The 19,113-nt window shown below is 54.6% G+C and carries 14 protein-coding genes; 6 read left to right on the forward strand and 8 right to left on the reverse strand.

Annotation, left to right across the window (positions count from 1 at the left end; all coding sequences use genetic code 11):
- Positions 1 to 110: 110 nt before the first annotated feature.
- Complete coding sequence (aroP, locus tag EM595_RS03735) at positions 111 to 1,466, reverse strand: aromatic amino acid transporter AroP (protein ID WP_067427997.1); 1,356 nt, start codon at positions 1,464 to 1,466, stop codon at positions 111 to 113.
- Between the two features lie 518 nt (positions 1,467 to 1,984).
- Between aroP and pdhR the strand changes: the two genes are divergently transcribed.
- The 4 genes from pdhR (at position 1,985) to lpdA (ending at position 9,165) form a co-directional block, all read left to right on the forward strand.
- Positions 1,985 to 2,749 carry a pyruvate dehydrogenase complex transcriptional repressor PdhR gene (gene pdhR / locus EM595_RS03740; protein WP_067427998.1) on the forward strand — a complete coding sequence of 255 codons (765 nt, stop codon included), beginning with the start codon at positions 1,985 to 1,987 and terminating at the stop codon, positions 2,747 to 2,749.
- Positions 2,750 to 2,851: 102 nt separating this feature from the next.
- The gene (gene aceE / locus EM595_RS03745; RefSeq protein WP_067427999.1) at positions 2,852 to 5,521 is read left to right on the forward strand and encodes a pyruvate dehydrogenase (acetyl-transferring), homodimeric type; all 2,670 of its coding nucleotides are present in this window, start codon (positions 2,852 to 2,854) and stop codon (positions 5,519 to 5,521) included.
- Positions 5,522 to 5,535: 14 nt separating this feature from the next.
- A complete protein-coding gene (gene aceF, locus EM595_RS03750) occupies positions 5,536 to 7,443 on the forward strand; it encodes a pyruvate dehydrogenase complex dihydrolipoyllysine-residue acetyltransferase (protein ID WP_067428000.1) in 1,908 nt (635 codons plus the stop codon).
- Positions 7,444 to 7,740: 297 nt separating this feature from the next.
- Positions 7,741 to 9,165 (forward strand): dihydrolipoyl dehydrogenase, encoded by a 1,425-nt coding sequence (gene lpdA / locus EM595_RS03755; protein WP_067435126.1) that lies wholly within the window; start codon positions 7,741 to 7,743, stop codon positions 9,163 to 9,165.
- A 45-nt stretch (positions 9,166 to 9,210) separates the two neighbouring features.
- Here the strand turns inward: lpdA and EM595_RS03760 are convergent, their stop codons facing one another.
- Positions 9,211 to 9,738: an RNA polymerase sigma factor gene (locus EM595_RS03760; RefSeq protein WP_071852480.1), complete on the reverse strand. Its 528-nt coding sequence runs from the start codon at positions 9,736 to 9,738 to the stop codon at positions 9,211 to 9,213.
- 67 nt (positions 9,739 to 9,805) lie between these two features.
- Between EM595_RS03760 and EM595_RS21030 the strand changes: the two genes are divergently transcribed.
- Entirely contained in the window at positions 9,806 to 9,964 is a 159-nt protein-coding gene (locus EM595_RS21030) for a hypothetical protein (RefSeq protein ID WP_157883843.1), read from the forward strand.
- A 32-nt stretch (positions 9,965 to 9,996) separates the two neighbouring features.
- On the opposite strand, the gene EM595_RS03765 is transcribed toward EM595_RS21030, so the two are convergent.
- Positions 9,997 to 10,989: a sigma 54-interacting transcriptional regulator gene (locus EM595_RS03765; RefSeq protein ID WP_082691645.1), complete on the reverse strand. Its 993-nt coding sequence runs from the start codon at positions 10,987 to 10,989 to the stop codon at positions 9,997 to 9,999.
- A gap of 552 nt (positions 10,990 to 11,541) precedes the next feature.
- Here EM595_RS03765 and acnB point away from each other — a divergent pair.
- A complete protein-coding gene (acnB, locus tag EM595_RS03770; protein ID WP_071852549.1) occupies positions 11,542 to 14,139 on the forward strand; it encodes a bifunctional aconitate hydratase 2/2-methylisocitrate dehydratase in 2,598 nt (865 codons plus the stop codon).
- Between the two features lie 43 nt (positions 14,140 to 14,182).
- On the opposite strand, the gene EM595_RS03775 is transcribed toward acnB, so the two are convergent.
- The 5 genes from EM595_RS03775 to EM595_RS03795 are packed head-to-tail and all read right to left on the reverse strand — an operon-like array spanning position 14,183 to position 19,104.
- Positions 14,183 to 15,487, reverse strand: coding sequence for an MmgE/PrpD family protein (locus EM595_RS03775; protein WP_067428004.1), 1,305 nt, complete (start codon positions 15,485 to 15,487; stop codon positions 14,183 to 14,185).
- A gap of 9 nt (positions 15,488 to 15,496) precedes the next feature.
- A complete protein-coding gene (locus EM595_RS03780) occupies positions 15,497 to 16,255 on the reverse strand; it encodes an ABC transporter ATP-binding protein (protein WP_157883907.1) in 759 nt (252 codons plus the stop codon).
- On the reverse strand, positions 16,255 to 17,121 hold the full coding sequence (locus EM595_RS03785) for an ABC transporter ATP-binding protein (RefSeq protein ID WP_067428011.1): 867 nt from the start codon (positions 17,119 to 17,121) through the stop codon (positions 16,255 to 16,257). Before EM595_RS03785 ends, EM595_RS03780 begins: the two co-directional genes overlap by 1 nt.
- Positions 17,114 to 18,037 (reverse strand): ABC transporter permease, encoded by a 924-nt coding sequence (locus EM595_RS03790; RefSeq protein ID WP_067428013.1) that lies wholly within the window; start codon positions 18,035 to 18,037, stop codon positions 17,114 to 17,116. Before EM595_RS03790 ends, EM595_RS03785 begins: the two co-directional genes overlap by 8 nt.
- Positions 18,034 to 19,104, reverse strand: a complete 1,071-nt coding sequence (locus tag EM595_RS03795; RefSeq protein WP_067428015.1) for an ABC transporter permease — start codon at positions 19,102 to 19,104, stop codon at positions 18,034 to 18,036. The genes EM595_RS03790 and EM595_RS03795 overlap by 4 nt, the downstream gene beginning before the upstream one ends.
- Positions 19,105 to 19,113 lie beyond the last annotated feature (9 nt).

Here is a 19,113-nt window from a genome sequence, read left to right on the forward strand (position 1 = left end):
GTTAATCAGCGAGATGACCGGCAATAAACTGCCGCGATGATGGACAAAACGGTTATTAGAGGAAAAGTGTGAGGGGAGTAGCAAAGCGGGCCGGGGCGGCCCGCTTGTTATCAGGCTTTCTGCAGACGGTTTTTCACCGCATAACCGACAGCCAAAATCACCAGCCAGACCGGGATCAACCAGACTGAAATGCTCATGCCTGGCGTCATGGCCATGATTACCAGAATGCCCACCATAAAGGCCAGACAGATCCAGTTGCCGAGCGGATAGAGCAACGCTTTGAAGCGCGTCTGCACGCCCTGACGATCTTTGGCTTTGCGGAACTGCAGATGCGCCAGGCTGATCATCGCCCAGTTGATCACCAGCGCAGAGACGACCAACGACATCAGCAGGCCAAAGGCTTCGCCTGGCATCAGGTAGTTGATCAGCACGCAGATGGCGGTTGCCAGCGCAGATACTGCCAGCGCGACGTAAGGCACGCCACGGCGATCCACTTTCAACAGCGCTTTTGGTCCGTTGCCCTGCTGAGCCAGACCAAACAGCATGCGGCTGTTACAGTAAACACAGCTGTTATAGACCGACAGCGCAGCGGTCAGGATCACCACGTTCAGCGCGTTTGCAACCAGCGCATCGCCTAAATCGTGGAAAATCATCACGAACGGGCTGCCGCCTTCGACTACTTTGGTCCACGGATAGAGCGAAAGCAGCACGGTCAGCGAGCCGATATAAAAAATCAGGATGCGATAAATGACCTGATTAGTCGCTTTAGGAATGCTTCTCTCCGGATCATCCGCTTCAGCTGCGGTGATGCCGACCAGCTCAAGGCCACCGAAGGAGAACATGATCACCGCCATCGCCATGACCAGCCCGCTCACGCCGTTCGGGAAGAAACCGCCTTTGTCCCAGATGTTGCTTACCGCAGCTTCCGGCCCGGCATGACCACCAAACAGTAGCCAGCCGCCAAACAGAATCATGCCCACCACCGCCACAACTTTGATAATGGCAAACCAGAACTCCAGCTCGCCATAGACTTTAACGTTGGTCATATTGATGGCGTTGATCAGCACAAAGAAGATGGCCGCGGAAACCCAGGTCGGTACGTCCGGCCACCAGTACTGTATATAGATGCCCACCGCGGTCAGTTCCGCCATCGCCACTAACACATACAGCACCCAGTAGTTCCAGCCAGAGGCGAAACCGGCAAAATTACCCCAGTACTTATAGGCAAAATGGCTGAATGAACCGGCAACGGGCTCTTCAACCACCATTTCGGCCAGCTGGCGCATAATCAAAAAAGCGATAAAGCCGCCGATGGCGTAACCCAGTAAGACCGAAGGCCCGGCCATCTTAATCGTTTGGGCGATCCCGAGGAATAAACCGGTGCCCACGGCGCCACCCAACGCGATGAGCTGAATATGGCGATTTTTAAGTCCGCGCTTCAGCGTTTCGCCCTGCTGTTGATCCATACAAACCTCGTACTGATGTGATGTTTTCCCTGGCGACTGCCTGCCGGAGCCGTAAGGTGCTTTTTACAATAACGTATTGAATATTTTACGGTTGCAGGCGTGCTGTTTTCAGCCGGATGCTACCCTGGCGACAAGAATAGTGATAAGCGAAACGCTTTGCACCTGCTTTCGCTTTTCGTGCTAAGGATTCGCGACAAAACCGTTGCGGCTTCACATTTCTGTAACGCTTTTTTGCCATGAATTTAGCGTGGCGACGAATCCCGTTTACTTATGACGCGAAAAGCACAGGGCTGCTAAATGCGTGTAAGTTTTGGTAAAAGTTGCCATGATTTTTTGAAGTATGCCGGAAAACGCGCTCCAATTACCTGCTGGCAGAGTGATAAAAAGGCCTGATGCTGCCCGCTGTTTCAGACGGTGGCGATATAGACACCAGGTAAATACTTTGTTACTTTACCGGCTCAATTTTTAAATTGGTATTACCAATTTACTTCTGGCGTTCGGCTAAACAAGAAGGGCAGATGGCTTATAGTAAAATTCGCCAACCCAAACTCTCTGACGCAATTGAGCAACAGCTTGAGTCTCTGATCATGGAAGGGACGTTGCGACCGGGAGAGAAGCTCCTGCCTGAACGCGAACTTGCCAAACAGTTTGACGTTTCCCGTCCCTCTTTACGAGAAGCCATACAGCGTCTGGAAGCCAAAGGATTGCTGCTGCGCCGACAGGGCGGTGGCACTTTCGTACAGAAGAGTCTGTGGCAAAGCCTCAGCGATCCGCTGGTGGGCTTACTGGCCGGTCATCCTGAATCTCAGTTCGATCTCTTAGAAACCCGCCACGCGCTGGAAGGCATCGCTGCCTACTACGCCGCGCTAAGAGGCACCGATGAAGATCTGGAGCGTATTCGCCACTGCCACCTGAAGATTCAACAGGCGCAGGAAAGTGGCGATCTCGACGCGGAGGCGGATGCGGTGATGCAGTATCAGATCGCCGTCACAGAAGCTGCGCATAATGTCGTACTCTTACATTTATTGCGCAGCATGGGTCCTATGCTGGAACAAAACGTTCGACAGAACTTCGAATTGCTTTACTCGCGCCGGGAAATGCTGGCGAAAGTGAGTGGTCATCGCGCCAGTATTTTTGAGGCGATTGTGGCTCGTGAGCCGGAAAAAGCGCGCGAAGCTTCACACCGCCACCTGGCGTTTATCGAGGAGATATTGCTGGACAGAAGCCGGGAGGAGACGCGCCGTGAGCGTTCTCTGCGCCGTCTCCAGCAACGTAAGGAATAACGTGCGGCAACGACCGTGCGACATTAACGACGGGCCTGGCCTTCTGGTGTTTACAGGCTCCTGATTATTCAACGTAATAGACACAGATAAGGAATTAACCCCATGTCAGAACGTTTACACAATGACGTGGACCCGATCGAAACCCGCGACTGGCTGCAGGCGATCGAATCGGTCATCCGTGAAGAAGGTGTTGAACGCGCACAGTTCCTGATTGATCAGGTGCTGAGTGAAGCTCGTAAAGGCGGCGTGAAGGTTGCGGCTGGTACTGGTACCGCGATCAGCAACTACGTTAACTCCATTGCTGTTGAAGATGAGCCGGACTACCCGGGTAACACCACTTTAGAACGTCGTATCCGTTCCGCTATCCGCTGGAACGCCATCATGACCGTTCTGCGTGCATCGAAGAAAGATCTGGAACTGGGCGGCCACATGTCATCCTTCCAGTCTTCCGCCACGATTTATGAAGTGTGCTTTAACCACTTCTTCCGTGCGCGTAGCGAAAAAGATGGCGGCGATCTGGTCTATTTCCAGGGCCACATTTCTCCGGGCATCTATGCGCGCGCCTTCCTGGAAGGCCGTCTGACCGAAGAGCAGATGAACAACTTCCGTCAGGAAGTGCACGGCAAAGGCCTCTCTTCTTATCCGCATCCAAAACTGATGCCGGATTTCTGGCAGTTCCCAACCGTGTCAATGGGCCTCGGTCCGTTGAGCGCGATTTATCAGGCTAAGTTCCTCAAATACCTTGAGCATCGCGGTCTGAAAGATACTTCTCAGCAAACCGTGTACGCCTTCCTCGGCGACGGCGAAATGGATGAGCCAGAATCAAAAGGCGCCATCACCATTGCTACGCGTGAGAAGCTGGATAACCTGGTATTTATCATTAACTGTAACCTGCAGCGCCTTGATGGCCCGGTTACCGGCAATGGCAAAATCATCAACGAACTGGAAGGCATTTTTGCCGGTGCCGGTTGGGAAGTGATCAAGGTTATCTGGGGCGGTCGTTGGGATGAACTGCTGCGTAAAGATACCAGCGGCAAGCTGATTCAGCTGATGAATGAAACCGTTGACGGCGATTATCAGACCTTCAAATCCCGCGATGGCGCTTACGTGCGCGAAAAATTCTTTGGCAAATATCCTGAAACCGCCGCGCTGGTGAAGGATATGAGCGACGATGAGATTTGGGCGCTGAACCGTGGCGGCCACGATCCGAAGAAAATCTACGCGGCGCTGAAAAAAGCACAGGATACCAAAGGCAAACCGGTTCTGATTCTGGCGCATACCATCAAGGGTTACGGTATGGGCGACACCGCGGAAGGCAAAAACATTGCCCACCAGGTGAAGAAAATGAACATGGATGGCGTGCGTTATATCCGCGATCGTTTCAACGTGCCGGTAGAAGATGCCAACATCGAAAGCCTGCCGTATGTGACCTTCGAGAAAGGTTCTGAAGAGCACACTTATCTGCATGGTCAGCGTGAAAAGCTCAACGGCTATCTGCCAACACGTCAGGCGACCTTCAGCGAGAAGCTGGAAATGCCTGCGCTGGAAGAGTTCCGTGCGCTGCTCGAAGAGCAGAACAAAGAGATCTCCACCACCATCGCCTTCGTGCGTGCGCTTAACGTCATGCTGAAAAACAAGTCGATCAAAGATCGTCTGGTGCCAATTCTGGCTGACGAAGCGCGTACTTTCGGTATGGAAGGTCTGTTCCGTCAGATCGGTATTTACAGCCCGAACGGTCAGCAATATACGCCGCAGGATCGCGAGCAGGTTGCTTACTATAAAGAAGATGAGAAAGGCCAGATTCTGCAGGAAGGCATCAACGAACTGGGTGCAGGCGCATCCTGGCTGGCGGCGGCAACGTCCTACAGCACCAACAACCTGCCGATGATTCCTTTCTACATTTATTACTCGATGTTTGGCTTCCAGCGTATCGGCGATCTCTGCTGGGCAGCGGGCGACCAACAGGCGCGCGGCTTCCTGGTCGGCGGTACCTCAGGTCGTACTACCCTGAACGGCGAAGGTCTGCAACACGAAGATGGCCACAGCCATATTCAGTCGCTGACCATCCCGAACTGCATCTCTTACGACCCGGCTTACGCCTATGAAGTGGCCGTGATCATGCATGACGGTCTGGTGCGTATGTACGGTGACGCGCAGGAAAACATCTACTACTACATCACCACGCTGAACGAAAACTACCACATGCCTGCGATGCCGCAGGGTGCGGAAGAAGGTATCCGTAAAGGTATCTACAAGCTGGAAACCCTTGAAGGCAGCAAAGGCAAAGTCCAGCTGCTGGGCTCCGGTTCAATCCTGCGCCACGTGCGCGAAGCCGCTGAGATTCTGGCGAAGGATTACGGTATCGGCTCTGACGTTTACAGCGTGACCTCGTTCACCGAACTGGCGCGTGATGGCCAGGATTGTGAGCGCTGGAACATGCTGCATCCAACGGAAGAAGCGCGCGTGCCTTACATCGCTCAGGTGATGAACGATGCGCCAGCTGTGGCATCAACCGACTACATGAAGCTGTTCGCTGAGCAGGTGCGTAGCTACATTCCAGCAAGCGATTATCGCGTTCTGGGCACTGACGGCTATGGCCGTTCAGACAGCCGCGAAAATCTGCGTCATCACTTCGAAGTGGATGCCACTTATGTTGTGGTTGCCGCACTGGGTGAACTGGCTAAACGCGGTGAAATCGATAAGAAAGTGGTTGCGGAAGCGATCCAGAAATTCGAAATCGATGCAGATAAAGTTAACCCGCGTCTGGCATAAGAGGTAAGAAAGTAATGGCTATCGAAATCAACGTACCGGATATCGGTGCAGATGAAGTGGAAGTCACCGAAATTCTGGTGAAAGTTGGCGACAAAGTTGACGTTGAGCAGTCGCTGATCACCGTTGAAGGTGATAAAGCGTCGATGGAAGTGCCTTCGCCGCAGGCGGGTGTGGTTAAAGAGATCAAAGTAGCCGCTGGCGACAAAGTCGAAACCGGTAAGCTGATCATGATCTTTGAAGCAGAGGGTGCAGCTGAAGCTGCGCCTGCTGAAAAAGCACCGGCAGAAGACGCACCGAAATCAGAAGCGAAAGCGGCTCCAGCTGCTGCGGCAGAAAGCAAAGACGTCAACGTGCCGGACATCGGTTCTGATGAAGTTGAAGTGACCGAAATCCTGGTGAAAGTGGGCGACAGCGTTGAAGCTGAGCAGTCACTGATCACCGTGGAAGGTGACAAAGCGTCAATGGAAGTTCCGGCACCGTTCGCGGGCACGGTGAAAGAGATTAAAATCTCTACCGGCGATAAAGTCAGCACCGGTTCACTGATCATGGTATTCGAAGCGGCAGGCAGCGCGCCTGCCGACGCACCGAAACCTGAGCTGAAAGAAGAAGCGGCAGCTTCACCGGCTGCTGCCAGCGGCGCGAAAGATGTTGAAGTACCAGACATTGGCGGTGATGAAGTCGAAGTGACGGAAATCATGGTTAAAGTCGGCGACAAAGTGGCTGCTGAACAGTCACTGATTACCGTTGAGGGCGATAAAGCCTCAATGGAAGTGCCTGCGCCGTTTGCTGGCACCGTCAAAGAGATCAAAATCTCTACCGGCGATAAAGTCAGCACCGGCTCGCTGATCATGGTGTTCGAAGTGGAAGGCGCCGCGCCAGCCGCATCGGCTCCGGCAGCGAAGAAAGAAGAAGCTGCACCGGCCAAAACCGAGCAGAAAGCAGCGCCAGCACCTGCTGCGCCGAAAGCCGATGCTAAAAACGACTTTGCTGAAAATGATGCCTACGTGCACGCGACGCCGGTTATCCGCCGCATCGCCCGTGAATTTGGCGTAAACCTGGCAAAAGTCAAAGGCACCGGCCGCAAAGGCCGTATCCTGAAAGAAGACGTGCAGTCTTATGTCAAAGATGCGGTTAAACGCGCAGAAACCGCACCAGCCGCGGCAACCGGCGGTGGATTGCCGGGCATGCTGCCATGGCCGAAAGTGGACTTCAGCAAGTTTGGTGAAATCGAAGAAGTCGAGCTGGGCCGTATCCAGAAAATTTCTGGTGCTAACCTGAGCCGTAACTGGGTGGTGATCCCACACGTTACGCAGCACGACGAAGCGGACATTACCGAAGTTGAAGACTTCCGTAAGCAGCAGAACGTTGAAGCCGAGAAGCGCAAGCTGGATGTGAAAATCACGCCGCTGGTGTTCATTATGAAGGCGGTGGCTAAAGCGCTGGAAGAGTTCCCACGCTTTAACAGTTCACTGTCTGAAGATGCGCAGAAGCTGACGCTGAAGAAATATATCAATATCGGCGTTGCGGTTGATACGCCAAATGGTCTGGTTGTGCCGGTGTTCAAGGATGTGAACAAGAAAGGCATTATCGAGCTTTCACGCGAACTGTCAGTGATCTCCAAAAAAGCGCGTGACGGCAAGCTGACCGCATCGGATATGCAGGGCGGCTGTTTCACCATCTCCAGCCTCGGCGGCATTGGCGGTACGGCGTTTACGCCAATCGTCAACGCACCTGAAGTGGCTATCCTGGGTGTCTCTAAGTCATCCATGAAGCCAGTGTGGAACGGTAAAGAGTTTGTACCGCGTCTGATGCTGCCACTGTCACTGTCGTTTGACCATCGCGTCATCGACGGTGCGGCGGGTGCCCGCTTCGCGGCATACATCGCCACCATCATGGCGGATATCCGTCGTCTGGTGATGTAACAGTAAAAAGGCCGGCAATTTGCCGGCCTTCTCATAGCCGACTGCAATATTCATAGTCGACAAGGTTGTTGAACGCGTTTCGTATCAAGCGGTTTGCAGTTCATTAACAATTCTGTAAACTCTTGCGGTGAAAACGTGCCGGACAAATTTTAATATTCTCATGTGCGCTGGCGTAGCCGCCGGACAGTATCACTTCAGGCAGCGATAGATTATCTGCTCGCCAAACAAGGGGATGCACCGCTGACCATGCTGGCAGGCACAGTTGAGGATAGCCGGAAAGTTAACTAAGAGGTCATGATGAGTACAGAGATTAAAACTCAGGTCGTGGTACTTGGGGCTGGTCCTGCAGGTTACTCTGCAGCCTTCCGTTGCGCTGATTTAGGTCTGGAGACCGTATTAGTCGAACGTTACAGCACGCTGGGCGGCGTCTGTCTCAACGTAGGCTGTATCCCTTCGAAAGCGCTGCTTCACGTAGCAAAAGTTATCGAAGAAGCGAAAGCACTCGAAGCACACGGCGTGGTGTTTGGTCAGCCGCAGACTGATATCGACAAAATCCGCAGCTGGAAAGAGAAAGTCATCAACCAGCTGACCGGTGGCCTGGCTGGCATGGCGAAAGGCCGTAAAGTCAAAGTGGTTAACGGTCTGGGCAAATTCACCGGTGCCAATACGCTGGTAGTAGAAGGCGAAAACGGCGCGACCACGATTAACTTCGATAACGCGATCATCGCTGCCGGTTCTCGTCCGATTCAGCTGCCGTTTATTCCTCATGATGACCCGCGCGTATGGGATTCCACCGCCGCGCTGGAACTCAAGGAAGTGCCTAAGCGTATGCTGGTCATGGGCGGTGGTATCATCGGCCTGGAAATGGCGACCGTTTACTATGCGCTGGGTTCAGAGATTGATGTGGTTGAGATGTTCGACCAGGTGATCCCGGCCGCAGATAAAGATGTGGTTAAGGTGTTCACCAAACGCATCGAAAAACAGTTTAACCTGATGCTGGAAACCAAAGTTACCGCTGTCGAAGCCAAAGAAGATGGCATTTACGTATCGATGGAAGGTAAAAAGGCACCGGCGGAAGCGCAGCGTTATGATGCCGTGTTGGTTGCTATCGGCCGTGTGCCAAATGGCAAAGGTCTGGATGCGGGCAAAGCGGGCGTTGAGGTTGACGATCGCGGCTTTATTCGCGTCGACAAGCAGATGCGCACCAACGTGCCGCACATCTATGCTATCGGTGACATCGTTGGACAGCCAATGCTGGCCCACAAAGGTGTCCATGAAGGCCACGTCGCTGCTGAAGTGATTTCCGGTAAGAAACATTACTTCGATCCGAAAGTCATTCCATCGATCGCCTATACCGAGCCAGAAGTTGCCTGGGTGGGTCTGACCGAAAAAGAAGCCAAAGAGAAAGGCATCAGCTACGAAACCGCTACCTTCCCGTGGGCCGCATCGGGCCGTGCTATTGCATCAGACTGTGCTGATGGCATGACCAAGCTGATCTTTGACAAAGAGACCCATCGCGTTATCGGTGGTGCCGTTGTCGGTACTAACGGCGGTGAGCTACTGGGCGAAATTGGCCTGGCGATTGAAATGGGCTGTGACGCTGAAGATATCGCGTTGACCATTCATGCTCACCCAACGCTGCATGAGTCTGTTGGTCTGTCTGCTGAAATCTTTGAAGGCAGCATTACCGATCTGCCAAACGCTAAAGCGAAAAAGAAATAACGCTTCGCTCAGGCTGATCAAGCGGCTCCCATCGGGAGCCGTTTTTTATTTAATTGCCTGCCGCAGCGCCTCTCGCGTACGTGACAAGCGGGAACGAACCGTGCCCACCGGAATAGACTGTGCCAGCGCAATATCCTGGTAGCAGCCCTCATCAATAATCATTTCCATCATGGCGCTGATGTTCGCCGGTTGCTTCTCCAGATAACGTATTGCGGTCTGCATCTGCTGATGGCAAAGGGTGTTAACAAAAGGATCGTCACCGCTGCTTAGGGTGAGCTCAATCGTCTCACTGAGTGGCTCAACGCGCAGATGACGATAGTGTTGCCGATAGTACGAACGAATAATGTTCAGGGCAATGCCAAAAAACCAGGTTTCCGGTCGTGACTGCCCGGCATAGCTTGGCCAGGAGCGCAGCGCCTCGAGGCAGGTGGTCTGGGCAATATCATCAATATCGTTCCGGTTGGAAATATATTTTTTAATGAAGCCGATGAGCCTTTTATAATGCAAAGGCAGAAACTGATTCCAGTCGATATCATTACGCGCGACGTTCAATGCTATTCCTTGAGTATTCATGGTATCTCCTTGAGTAAGTGCCTTTTCATTGCAAAAGCAATGCCACGTTGTACAGAAAGATAGCGCAATGATTTATATCGATTTTATTAAAACCGGTATGTCTGTTAATGAAATAAATGGCACGGGAGCTAAAGTTAATGTGCCATTTTTTTCACGAAAAAATAAGCGTGGGCGTTCCCATGAAAATGATTCCATATTATTTGCGGTGGCGGAAAAGAAGCGGTAGGTTCAGACTGAAACGATAACCTGTATAAATATTCAATCTTTTAATGATATATCCAGCTTCTTTATTCGGTTATAAAAAGTACGGCGAGGAATACCCAGCTCATCAATAACGGGTTCAATCTTATAACGATGGCGTCTGAGAGATTCAGCAATCATGTTTTTCTCAATTACCTCTAGCCGACTTTTTAGCTGGCATCGTGAGGCGGGCAAGGGCGAGACTTCAGGTAGCAACGGATCGATGCCCAACACATAACGCTCAGCTGCCGCTTTGAGCTCGCGAATATTGCCGGACCAGGGATGTGTTAACAGGCGTAAATCGAGCTCTGGCACACGCGGTGGAAAGCGCAGGTTGAGGCGCTCTGCTGCCTCGCGGCAAAATTGTTCAAACATCGGCAAAATATGGACCGGCAGATCCCGTAGCGCTGGTACCACGATTTTCAGCGTTGAGAGCCGAAAAAAGAGATCGCGGCGAAAGCGGCCCTGTTCCACCAGGGTTTGCAGGTTGCACTGCGCAGAGGCGATGATGCGCAGATCAAGCATCACCGAGCGTGTGTTGCCCAAACGGTGAACCGAACGCGTCTCCAGCACGCGCAATAACTTTGCCTGAACGTTTAACGGCATGCTGTCGATTTCATCGAGAAACAGCACGCCGTGATTAGCCGCTTCAATATAACCAGCCCGTGCGGTACGAGCATCGGTGAAGGCACCGGAAACAACGCCAAACAGTTCGCTTTCGGCCAGCGTGTCAGGAATGGCTGCGCAGTTCACCGGAACAAAATCACCGGTTCGACCGGAAAGTTGATAAAGCTGGCGCGCAATCCGATCTTTTCCCGTGCCGGTTTCTCCCTCAATTAAAACATCCATATTTAAGGGCGCAATGATTTCAATCGTCTTTTGCAGCGAGGCATGAATATCGCTTTTTTTTGCGACGGCTAATTCCCCTTGCTCAGGATTATTACAGCGATCTTTTTTATCACTTATTCCATCGTAGCTTTCAATAATGCTTCTCTCTTTTTTGCTTTTCATATTTTCTCCGGGACAGGGCAGCGCGACAGGGTTTATATTGCTAAAAATAACCCATCTCTATTTTCTTGCAATAGGAAGAGATAAAGGGAATTAAATTAAAGTGTGCTTTTTTTGCTTTGTTTTTTATTTCTTATTAAATAGCGTGATTCAATTAAGAACGGTCTTAAATAAAGAGAACTGATATAGCAGGCAACGTTATTTTGTTATGTTTGAGTTAAAAAAATAAAAATAACGTTATTGATACACGCATCTTTCTCATCACCGAATGTGTGGAGCACCCGGTGCACGCCTAACCATCAGCAAATTTTAATAAAGTGTGCTGTTAGATAATTTTTTTTCATCTGAGCGCGCTTTTCAACGCGCTGTTGCTATGAAATCAGCAGGTTAGGTTTGAGGTGGAAATGTTGCTTTTTTGTAAACGGATTAACAAACAGGCGAAATGCTGCTATGCTGGCCGACGCGAAACCGGGCACCTTACCCTACAAGGATCAATCACATCGTGGTGAATCAGGTGACCGGGAAGCCTTTTACAATGAGAGCGAGGAGAACGTCGTGCTAGAAGAATACCGTAAGCACGTTGCCGAGCGTGCAGCCCAGGGAATTGTTCCTAAACCGTTAGATGCATCCCAAATGGCCGCGCTGGTTGAACTGCTGAAAAACCCGCCAGCGGGTGAAGAAGAATTCTTATCTGATCTATTGATCAATCGTGTTCCGCCAGGCGTTGATGAAGCGGCCTATGTAAAAGCGGGTTTCCTGGCGGCGATCGCCAAAGGCGAAGCAACCTCTCCTCTGGTATCACCTGAAAAAGCCGTAGAGCTGCTGGGCACCATGCAGGGCGGTTATAACATTCATCCGCTGATCGACGCGCTGGATGATGCTGCATTAGCACCTGGCGCGGCGAAGGCCCTTTCCCACACGCTGCTGATGTTTGACAACTTCTTCGATGTCGAAGAGAAAGCGAAAGCGGGTAACAGCTACGCGCAGCAGGTCATGAAATCCTGGGCCGAGGCAGAGTGGTTCCTTTCGCGTCCTAAATTGGCCGAAAAACTCACCGTTACCGTTTTCAAAGTCACCGGCGAAACCAACACCGACGATCTCTCTCCTGCACCGGATGCCTGGTCACGCCCTGATATTCCACTGCATGCCCTGGCGATGCTGAAAAACGCACGCGAAGGCATTGAGCCGGATGAGCCAGGCAACGTTGGCCCGATCAAACAGATCGCGGCGCTGCAGGCGAAAGGGTTCCCGCTGGCTTATGTTGGCGACGTTGTCGGTACCGGTTCTTCACGTAAATCAGCCACTAACTCGGTGCTCTGGTTTATGGGCGACGACATCCCTAACGTGCCGAACAAAAAAGGCGGCGGCGTGGTACTCGGCGGTAAAATTGCACCGATCTTCTTCAATACGATGGAAGATGCAGGCGCACTGCCGATCGAAGTGGACGTGGATAACCTGAACACCGGCGACGTGATCGATATTTACCCTTACAAAGGGGAAGTGTTGCACCATGAAACGGGTGAACTGCTGGCCAGCTTTACGCTGAAAACCGATGTGTTGCTTGATGAAGTCCGTGCTGGCGGCCGTATTCCACTGATCATTGGCCGTGGTCTGACAACCCGTGCGCGTGAAGCGCTGAACCTGCCGCACAGTGATGTGTTTGTGCAGGCGAAAGACGTGGTGGCCAGCAGCCGTGGCTTCTCGCTGGCGCAGAAAATGGTTGGCCGCGCCTGTGGCGTTGATGGCATCCGTCCAGGTCAGTATTGCGAGCCTAAAATGACCTCGGTCGGCTCGCAGGATACCACCGGGCCGATGACCCGCGATGAGCTGAAAGATCTCGCCTGCCTTGGCTTCTCAGCCGATCTGGTGATGCAGTCTTTCTGCCATACCGCGGCCTATCCAAAGCCGGTGGATGTCACCACGCACCACACGCTGCCAGACTTCATCATGAACCGCGGCGGTGTCTCGCTGCGTCCAGGCGACGGCATTATCCACAGCTGGCTGAACCGTATGCTGCTGCCGGATACCGTTGGTACCGGTGGTGATTCACACACACGTTTCCCAATCGGCATCTCTTTCCCGGCCGGTTCTGGACTGGTGGCGTTTGCCGCGGCAACCGGCGTTATGCCGCTGGATATGCCGGAATCTGTGCTGGTTCGCTTCAAAGGTAAAATGGAGCCGGGCATCACGCTGCGCGATTTGGTGCATGCGATCCCACTCTATGCCATTAAGCAGGGTCTGCTGACCGTTGAGAAGAAAGGTAAGAAAAACATCTTCTCTGGCCGCATTCTTGAGATTGAAGGTCTGCCAGATCTGAAAGTAGAGCAGGCGTTTGAGCTTTCCGATGCGTCGGCAGAGCGTTCGGCGGCGGGCTGTACCATCAAGCTGGGCAAAGATCCGATTATCGAATACCTCAACTCCAACATTGTGCTGCTGAAGTGGATGATCTCCGAAGGTTACGGCGATCGCCGTACGCTGGAGCGCCGTATTCAGGGCATGGAGAAATGGCTGGCCGATCCGCAGTTGCTGGAAGGCGATGCAGATGCTGATTATGCCGCGGTGATCGATATCGATCTGTCGGAGATCAAAGAGCCTATTCTGTGCGCACCAAACGATCCGGACGACGCGCGTCTGCTGTCGGATGTGCAGGGTGAGAAAATCGATGAAGTCTTTATCGGCTCCTGCATGACCAACATCGGCCACTTCCGCGCCGCCGGCAAACTGCTCGACAGCCACAAAGGCCAGCTGCCAACCCGTCTGTGGGTTGCGCCGCCGACTAAAATGGATGCCGCGCAGCTGACTGAAGAGGGCTACTACAGCGTCTTTGGTAAAAGCGGTGCGCGTATTGAGATCCCAGGCTGTTCACTCTGCATGGGGAACCAGGCGCGAGTCGCGGATGGCGCTACGGTAGTTTCTACCTCTACGCGTAACTTCCCGAACCGTCTCGGTAATGGTGCCAACGTCTTCCTCGCCTCGGCGGAGCTGGCGGCGGTCGCTTCACTGCTGGGTAAATTGCCTACGCCGGACGAATATCAACAGTTCATGGCGCAGGTGGATAAAACCGCGGTTGATACCTATCGCTATCTGAACTTTGATCAGCTGTCGCAGTACACTGATAAAGCAGACAATGTGATCTTCCAGACCGCAGTCTGATCGCTATTTCGTTGTAACAAGGGCCGCTAATGCGGCCCTTTTTTTATACCAGCATTTTGCGTAAAAACCGCAGCTGGGGCTGCTGCTCCAGCGCTGCCAGCCGTTGCCATATCACCTGCGCATCGCGCAGTTCGCTGCAGCAATCGATAAACTTTTTCAGCCGTACGGCCTCGGTAAAGGGATCACCCAGCGCACCTGCCGCGCTAAGCCGCTCAGCATACAGGTGACGGCCATCGCTTAAGGTTACCGTTACGCAATGCGGTAAATTGACGCCTTCCGCTTCATCCACCGCGCTCCAGCTCTCCATAGTAATTCGCTTCAGTTTATCCGCGCTGACCATGGCGACGCGGGCGGCAGTAAAATCGTTGACGCTCAGCGCGCCGTTAGCCAACAGCGTCGCCACGCAATAGGGCATGGAGAAACGCGCCTGCATCTCATCGGCAGGCAGGGGATAGGCGAGGTTACGCAGATTAGCGATACCCACCTTACAATGCACCGCCGCGACCTGATCATCATGAAACCCGTGCACGGCTTGCAGATCGGCAATCGCATCCAGCACGCGATGGGTAGAGCCGCAGCAGGGATGCTTTTTCGGTAAGACACCAACCTGCTCAATCACGTGCGGCTGCGGCTGCAACCAGTGATGCAGCATGGCTGGCGAGAATGTCTGACCGGCATAAAGCTCAGCAAACCCCTGTTCGCCTTCGATAATATCGAACCGCCCGTGCATGCCAGTAGCCGCCAGCTGTGCGGCTTCCACCGCATTGCGCGCCGCCATACCGGCATGAAAAGGCTTTAGCGGCGTACCAAACTGGCCTTTCACGCCGCTGGCGAGGCTGACCGCAATACTCAGCGTTCGCGCAATGCCCGCCCGATCATGCTGTTTTAACCAGGCGACGCCTGCCGCTGTGCCGATGCAGCCCACGGTTGAGGTGCCGTGCCAGCCTGCGGTGTAATGACTGGCCGAGACCACATCGCCAATCCACGCCTGCGCCTGCAAGCCGATCAGATACGCCTGCACCAGCGCCTCGCCGTCGCGGTCATCCTCCAGCGCCACCGCCAGTAGCGCGGGCACCAGCACGGCAGACGCATGGCTCATGCCCGGCGTAAAATTATCATCATAATCGATGGCGTGCGCGGCGGTACCGTTGAGCAGCGCGACAATGGCGGCAGGCTGTGCGGCCTGGCTTGCCCACGCCTGTTGCACCGCGCGGCTGGAAAAATCGTGACGCCCGGCATACAGGCAGGCAAGGGTATCGGCAATCGCTTCACGCGCTAACTGGCGTGCACGATCGCTGAAGTGATGTGGCCGCGCGCACCACGCGGCCAGCGTGTCGATCACCGTCATGGCTGCTCCTCAGGCTTCACTGGCGGCAAGAAACTGCCGCGTATAAGGTTGCTGCGCATCGCCGCGCCGCAGCGCATCGGCGCTCAGCTCTTCCAACAGCGCGCCCTGATGCATAATCGCCACCCGTTCACACAGATGCGTTACCACCGCCAGATCGTGAGTCACCATCAAATAGGTCAGCTGGCGGCGACGGCGCAGCGTGCTGAACAGGTTGAGAATTTCCGCCTGTACCGACACATCCAGCGCCGAGGTGGGCTCATCCAGCAGCAGTACCGAAGGCTCAACGATCAGCGCACGGGCAATCGCTACCCGCTGACGCTGGCCGCCAGAGAGCTGATGTGGATACCGGTAGCGATAGCTGTCGTTCAACCCCACCGCCAGCAACACCTCGCTGATGCGCTCCTCATGACGATCCAGCTGGTGCAACTGCAGCGGTTCACGCAACGTGGCGTAAACCATTTTGCGCGGATGCAGTGAGGCATAAGGATCCTGGAATACCATCTGCACCCGGCGATAAAACGCCTTGTTGCGCACCGGCTGCTCTTCGCGGTTATCAAACAAAATAGCGCCGTGATAGTCCGTATTCAGCCCGGCCAGCGCACGCAGAATGGTCGATTTGCCACAGCCTGATTCGCCGATCAGCCCATAGCTGTCGCCATCGGCCAGGGTAAAACTGACGTTGCTGACCACCTGACGACGCTGCGCGCCTTCGCCAAAGGCAATACTAAGATCGACCGTTTCCAGTCGGCGTTGTTGAGAGGGAATCATCATACCAGCACTCCATTTCGCCAGGCGCGCCCCTGCAGCCAGGCGGCATCACGCGTTGGCACGCTGAGCATCTCCACCGGCTGATGCAAACGTGGCTGGCTGGCCAGCAGCGCCTGGGTGTAAGGATGCCGCGCATTGTGCAGATCGGCAGCGGCAATCTCTTCCACGATGCGGCCGGCATACATCACCAGCACGCGATCGCAGAAACGCGATACCAGATTCAAGTCGTGGCTGATAAACAGCAGGCCGGTATTGCGGCGCGCCAGCAGCTCATCAAGAATCGCCAGCACCTGCTGGCGCACGGTGACGTCAAGCGCCGAGGTCGGCTCATCGGCGATAATCAGGTCGGGTTCCGGGATCAGCATCATGGCAATCATCACCCGCTGGCCCATGCCGCCTGAAATTTCATGCGGATAAAGCCGGTACACTTTTTCCACGTCGCGAATGTGCACCGCTTCCAGCATCTGCAACGCCCGTTGCTGCGCCTCGCGCTGGCTCACCTTGCTATGCAGGCGATAGGCCTCCGCGACCTGATCGCCAATACGCATCAGCGGGTTAAGTGAAAACTTCGGGTCCTGCAAAATCATTGATATACGGTTGCCGCGCAGGCTACGCATCTGCTTTTCACTGGCGGCCAGCAGATCGATGCCGTCAAACTGCATGCGGGTGGCCTCAATACGGCCCGCTTTCGGCGTCAGCTTCAGCAGCGCGCGGCAGGTTTGCGATTTGCCCGATCCCGACTCGCCAACGATTGCCAGCTTTTCACGGCCAACGCGAAACGAGACGTTGCGCACCGCATGCTGCTCCTGATGCGCACCCTTGAAAATAATGTTGAGATCTTCCACTTCCAGCAGGCTGTTATTCATGGCGCAGATCCATCACATCGCGCAGGCCATCACCCAACAGGTTGAAGGCCAGGCTGGTAAAAAGAATCGCTAAACCGGGGATGGCGGCAATCAAACCGTGGTTCAGCATAAATTCGCGACCGGAGGCGAGCATCGCGCCCCATTCCGGGCTGGGCGCCTGCGCGCCCAATCCGAGAAACCCCAGCCCGGCGGCGGTGAGAATAATAGCGGCCATATTCATGGTGACGCGCACCACCACCGACGGCAGACACATCGGCATGATATGACGCAAAATAATGTGCCACGACGAAGCGCCCTGCAGCCTGACCGCCGCGATGTAATCCATCTTGCGCACCGAGAGCGTCTCCGCCCGTGCCAGACGCGCAATCGGCGGCCACGATGAGATTGCGATGGCGATAATGGCGTTTTCAATGCCCGGCCCCAGCGCGGCGACAAAGGCCAGCGCCAGAATCAGGCTGGGAAAGGCGAGAAAAATATCGACGATGCGCATCAGCAAGGTATCGACCCAGCCGCCGATATAGCCTGCGCTGGTGCCGACGATCAGCCCCAGCGGCGTGATAATAATGGCGGTCAGGCCGGCAATATAGAGCGTGATGCGCGCACCAAAGAGCAGGCGGCTGTAAATATCGCGCCCCAGTTCATCGGTGCCGAGCCAGTTATCGGCGGAAGGGGGTTGCAACCTGTGCGCCAGATCCTGAGCATAAATATCGTGAGTGGCCAGCAGCGGGGCAAACAGCGCCGCAAGGGCAATCACCAGCAGCACCAGCAGGCCGAATAGCGCCGAGTGGTTCGCGCAGAAGCGATGCCACTGTAGCCACATCTGCTGCATACGTGCCTGAAACGGCGTCGCCGGTGCGGGCGCGCGTAACCAGCTGCGCAGGGTTGTGGGTGTGGCGCGATTAACGGAATCGGTCATTTTTCCTCCTGACGCGTGCGGGGATCGAACAGGCGATAGAGCAGATCGCAAACCAGGTTGAGCAGCACAAAGATGGCGCCGGTCAGCAGCGTACAGCCGACCACCGCATTCATGTCACCCGCCAGCAGCGCGTTGGTGAGATAACGGCCAAAACCGGGCCAGGCAAACACCGTTTCGGTGAGCACTGCGCCTTCCAGCAGCCACGCCCACGACAGCGCCACCACGGTCAGCGTCGGCACGGCGATATTGCGCAGCGCATGTCCCCAGACGCAGCGCGACCACGACAGCCCTTTAACCCGCGCGGTGATAATGTATTCCTGCGACAGCTGTTCCAGCATAAAGCTGCGCGTCATACGGCTGATATAGGCGAGCGAGCTCAGGCCCAGGATCGAGGCTGGCAGAATGATATGGCCGAAGACGTTTTTGAACATCGCCCAGTTACCGCTCAACGCGCTGTCGATCAGCCAGAAGCCGGTGACCGGTTGCAGATCGAACTCATAGATAAAATCGATGCGTCCCGGGCCGCCGATCCAGCCAAGCGTGGCGTAAAACAGCAGCAATCCCATCAAACCCAGCCAGAAATGGGGCGTGGAATAGCTGAGCAGGCCGAGGAAACGCACCAGATGGTCAAACGGCGAGTTGCGATACATCGCGGATAACACGCCCGCCGGAATGCCGAAGCCGACGCCAATCAGCGCCGCCAGGGTCGCCAGCTCCAGCGTGGCTGGAAACACGCGCAGAATATCGCTGCTAACCGGCTGGCTGGTGGTCAGCGCGATGCCAAAATCGAGCCGCGCCAGCTGAGCGATATAGTCGATAAACTGCTGCCACAGCGGCTGATCCAGCCCGAGCTGGTGAAACATCCGATCGTACGCTTCCTGACTGGCGTTATCGCCGATGATCGCCACCACCGGATCGATGGGCAGCAGCCGACCGATAAAAAAGGTCAGCGCTGCCAGCCCGAGCAGGGTGCAGAAAATCGATAGCCCGCCGCGCAGTAGCGTGCGTGAACGCCGCCAGAACAGGGAAGGTGCGGCCGGATGGGAAACCGGGAGAGTCTGCGCCATTGCTGCCTC

The sequence above is a fragment of the Duffyella gerundensis genome (assembly GCF_001517405.1).
GTDB lineage: Bacteria > Pseudomonadota > Gammaproteobacteria > Enterobacterales > Enterobacteriaceae > Duffyella > Duffyella gerundensis.

Coding starts and splice junctions, on each gene's coding strand:
- EM595_RS03785 (WP_067428011.1), bottom strand. CDS start 17,121: ATGAATAACAGCCTGCTGGAAGTGGAAGATCTCAACATTATTTTCAAG.
- EM595_RS03795 (WP_067428015.1), bottom strand. CDS start 19,104: ATGGCGCAGACTCTCCCGGTTTCCCATCCGGCCGCACCTTCCCTGTTC.
- EM595_RS03780 (WP_157883907.1), bottom strand. CDS start 16,255: ATGATTCCCTCTCAACAACGCCGACTGGAAACGGTCGATCTTAGTATT.
- EM595_RS03760 (WP_071852480.1), bottom strand. CDS start 9,738: ATGAATACTCAAGGAATAGCATTGAACGTCGCGCGTAATGATATCGAC.
- aroP (WP_067427997.1), bottom strand. CDS start 1,466: ATGGATCAACAGCAGGGCGAAACGCTGAAGCGCGGACTTAAAAATCGC.
- pdhR (WP_067427998.1), top strand. CDS start 1,985: ATGGCTTATAGTAAAATTCGCCAACCCAAACTCTCTGACGCAATTGAG.
- EM595_RS03775 (WP_067428004.1), bottom strand. CDS start 15,487: ATGACGGTGATCGACACGCTGGCCGCGTGGTGCGCGCGGCCACATCAC.
- EM595_RS21030 (WP_157883843.1), top strand. CDS start 9,806: ATGATTTATATCGATTTTATTAAAACCGGTATGTCTGTTAATGAAATA.
- aceE (WP_067427999.1), top strand. CDS start 2,852: ATGTCAGAACGTTTACACAATGACGTGGACCCGATCGAAACCCGCGAC.
- lpdA (WP_067435126.1), top strand. CDS start 7,741: ATGAGTACAGAGATTAAAACTCAGGTCGTGGTACTTGGGGCTGGTCCT.
- EM595_RS03790 (WP_067428013.1), bottom strand. CDS start 18,037: ATGACCGATTCCGTTAATCGCGCCACACCCACAACCCTGCGCAGCTGG.
- aceF (WP_067428000.1), top strand. CDS start 5,536: ATGGCTATCGAAATCAACGTACCGGATATCGGTGCAGATGAAGTGGAA.
- EM595_RS03765 (WP_082691645.1), bottom strand. CDS start 10,989: ATGAAAAGCAAAAAAGAGAGAAGCATTATTGAAAGCTACGATGGAATA.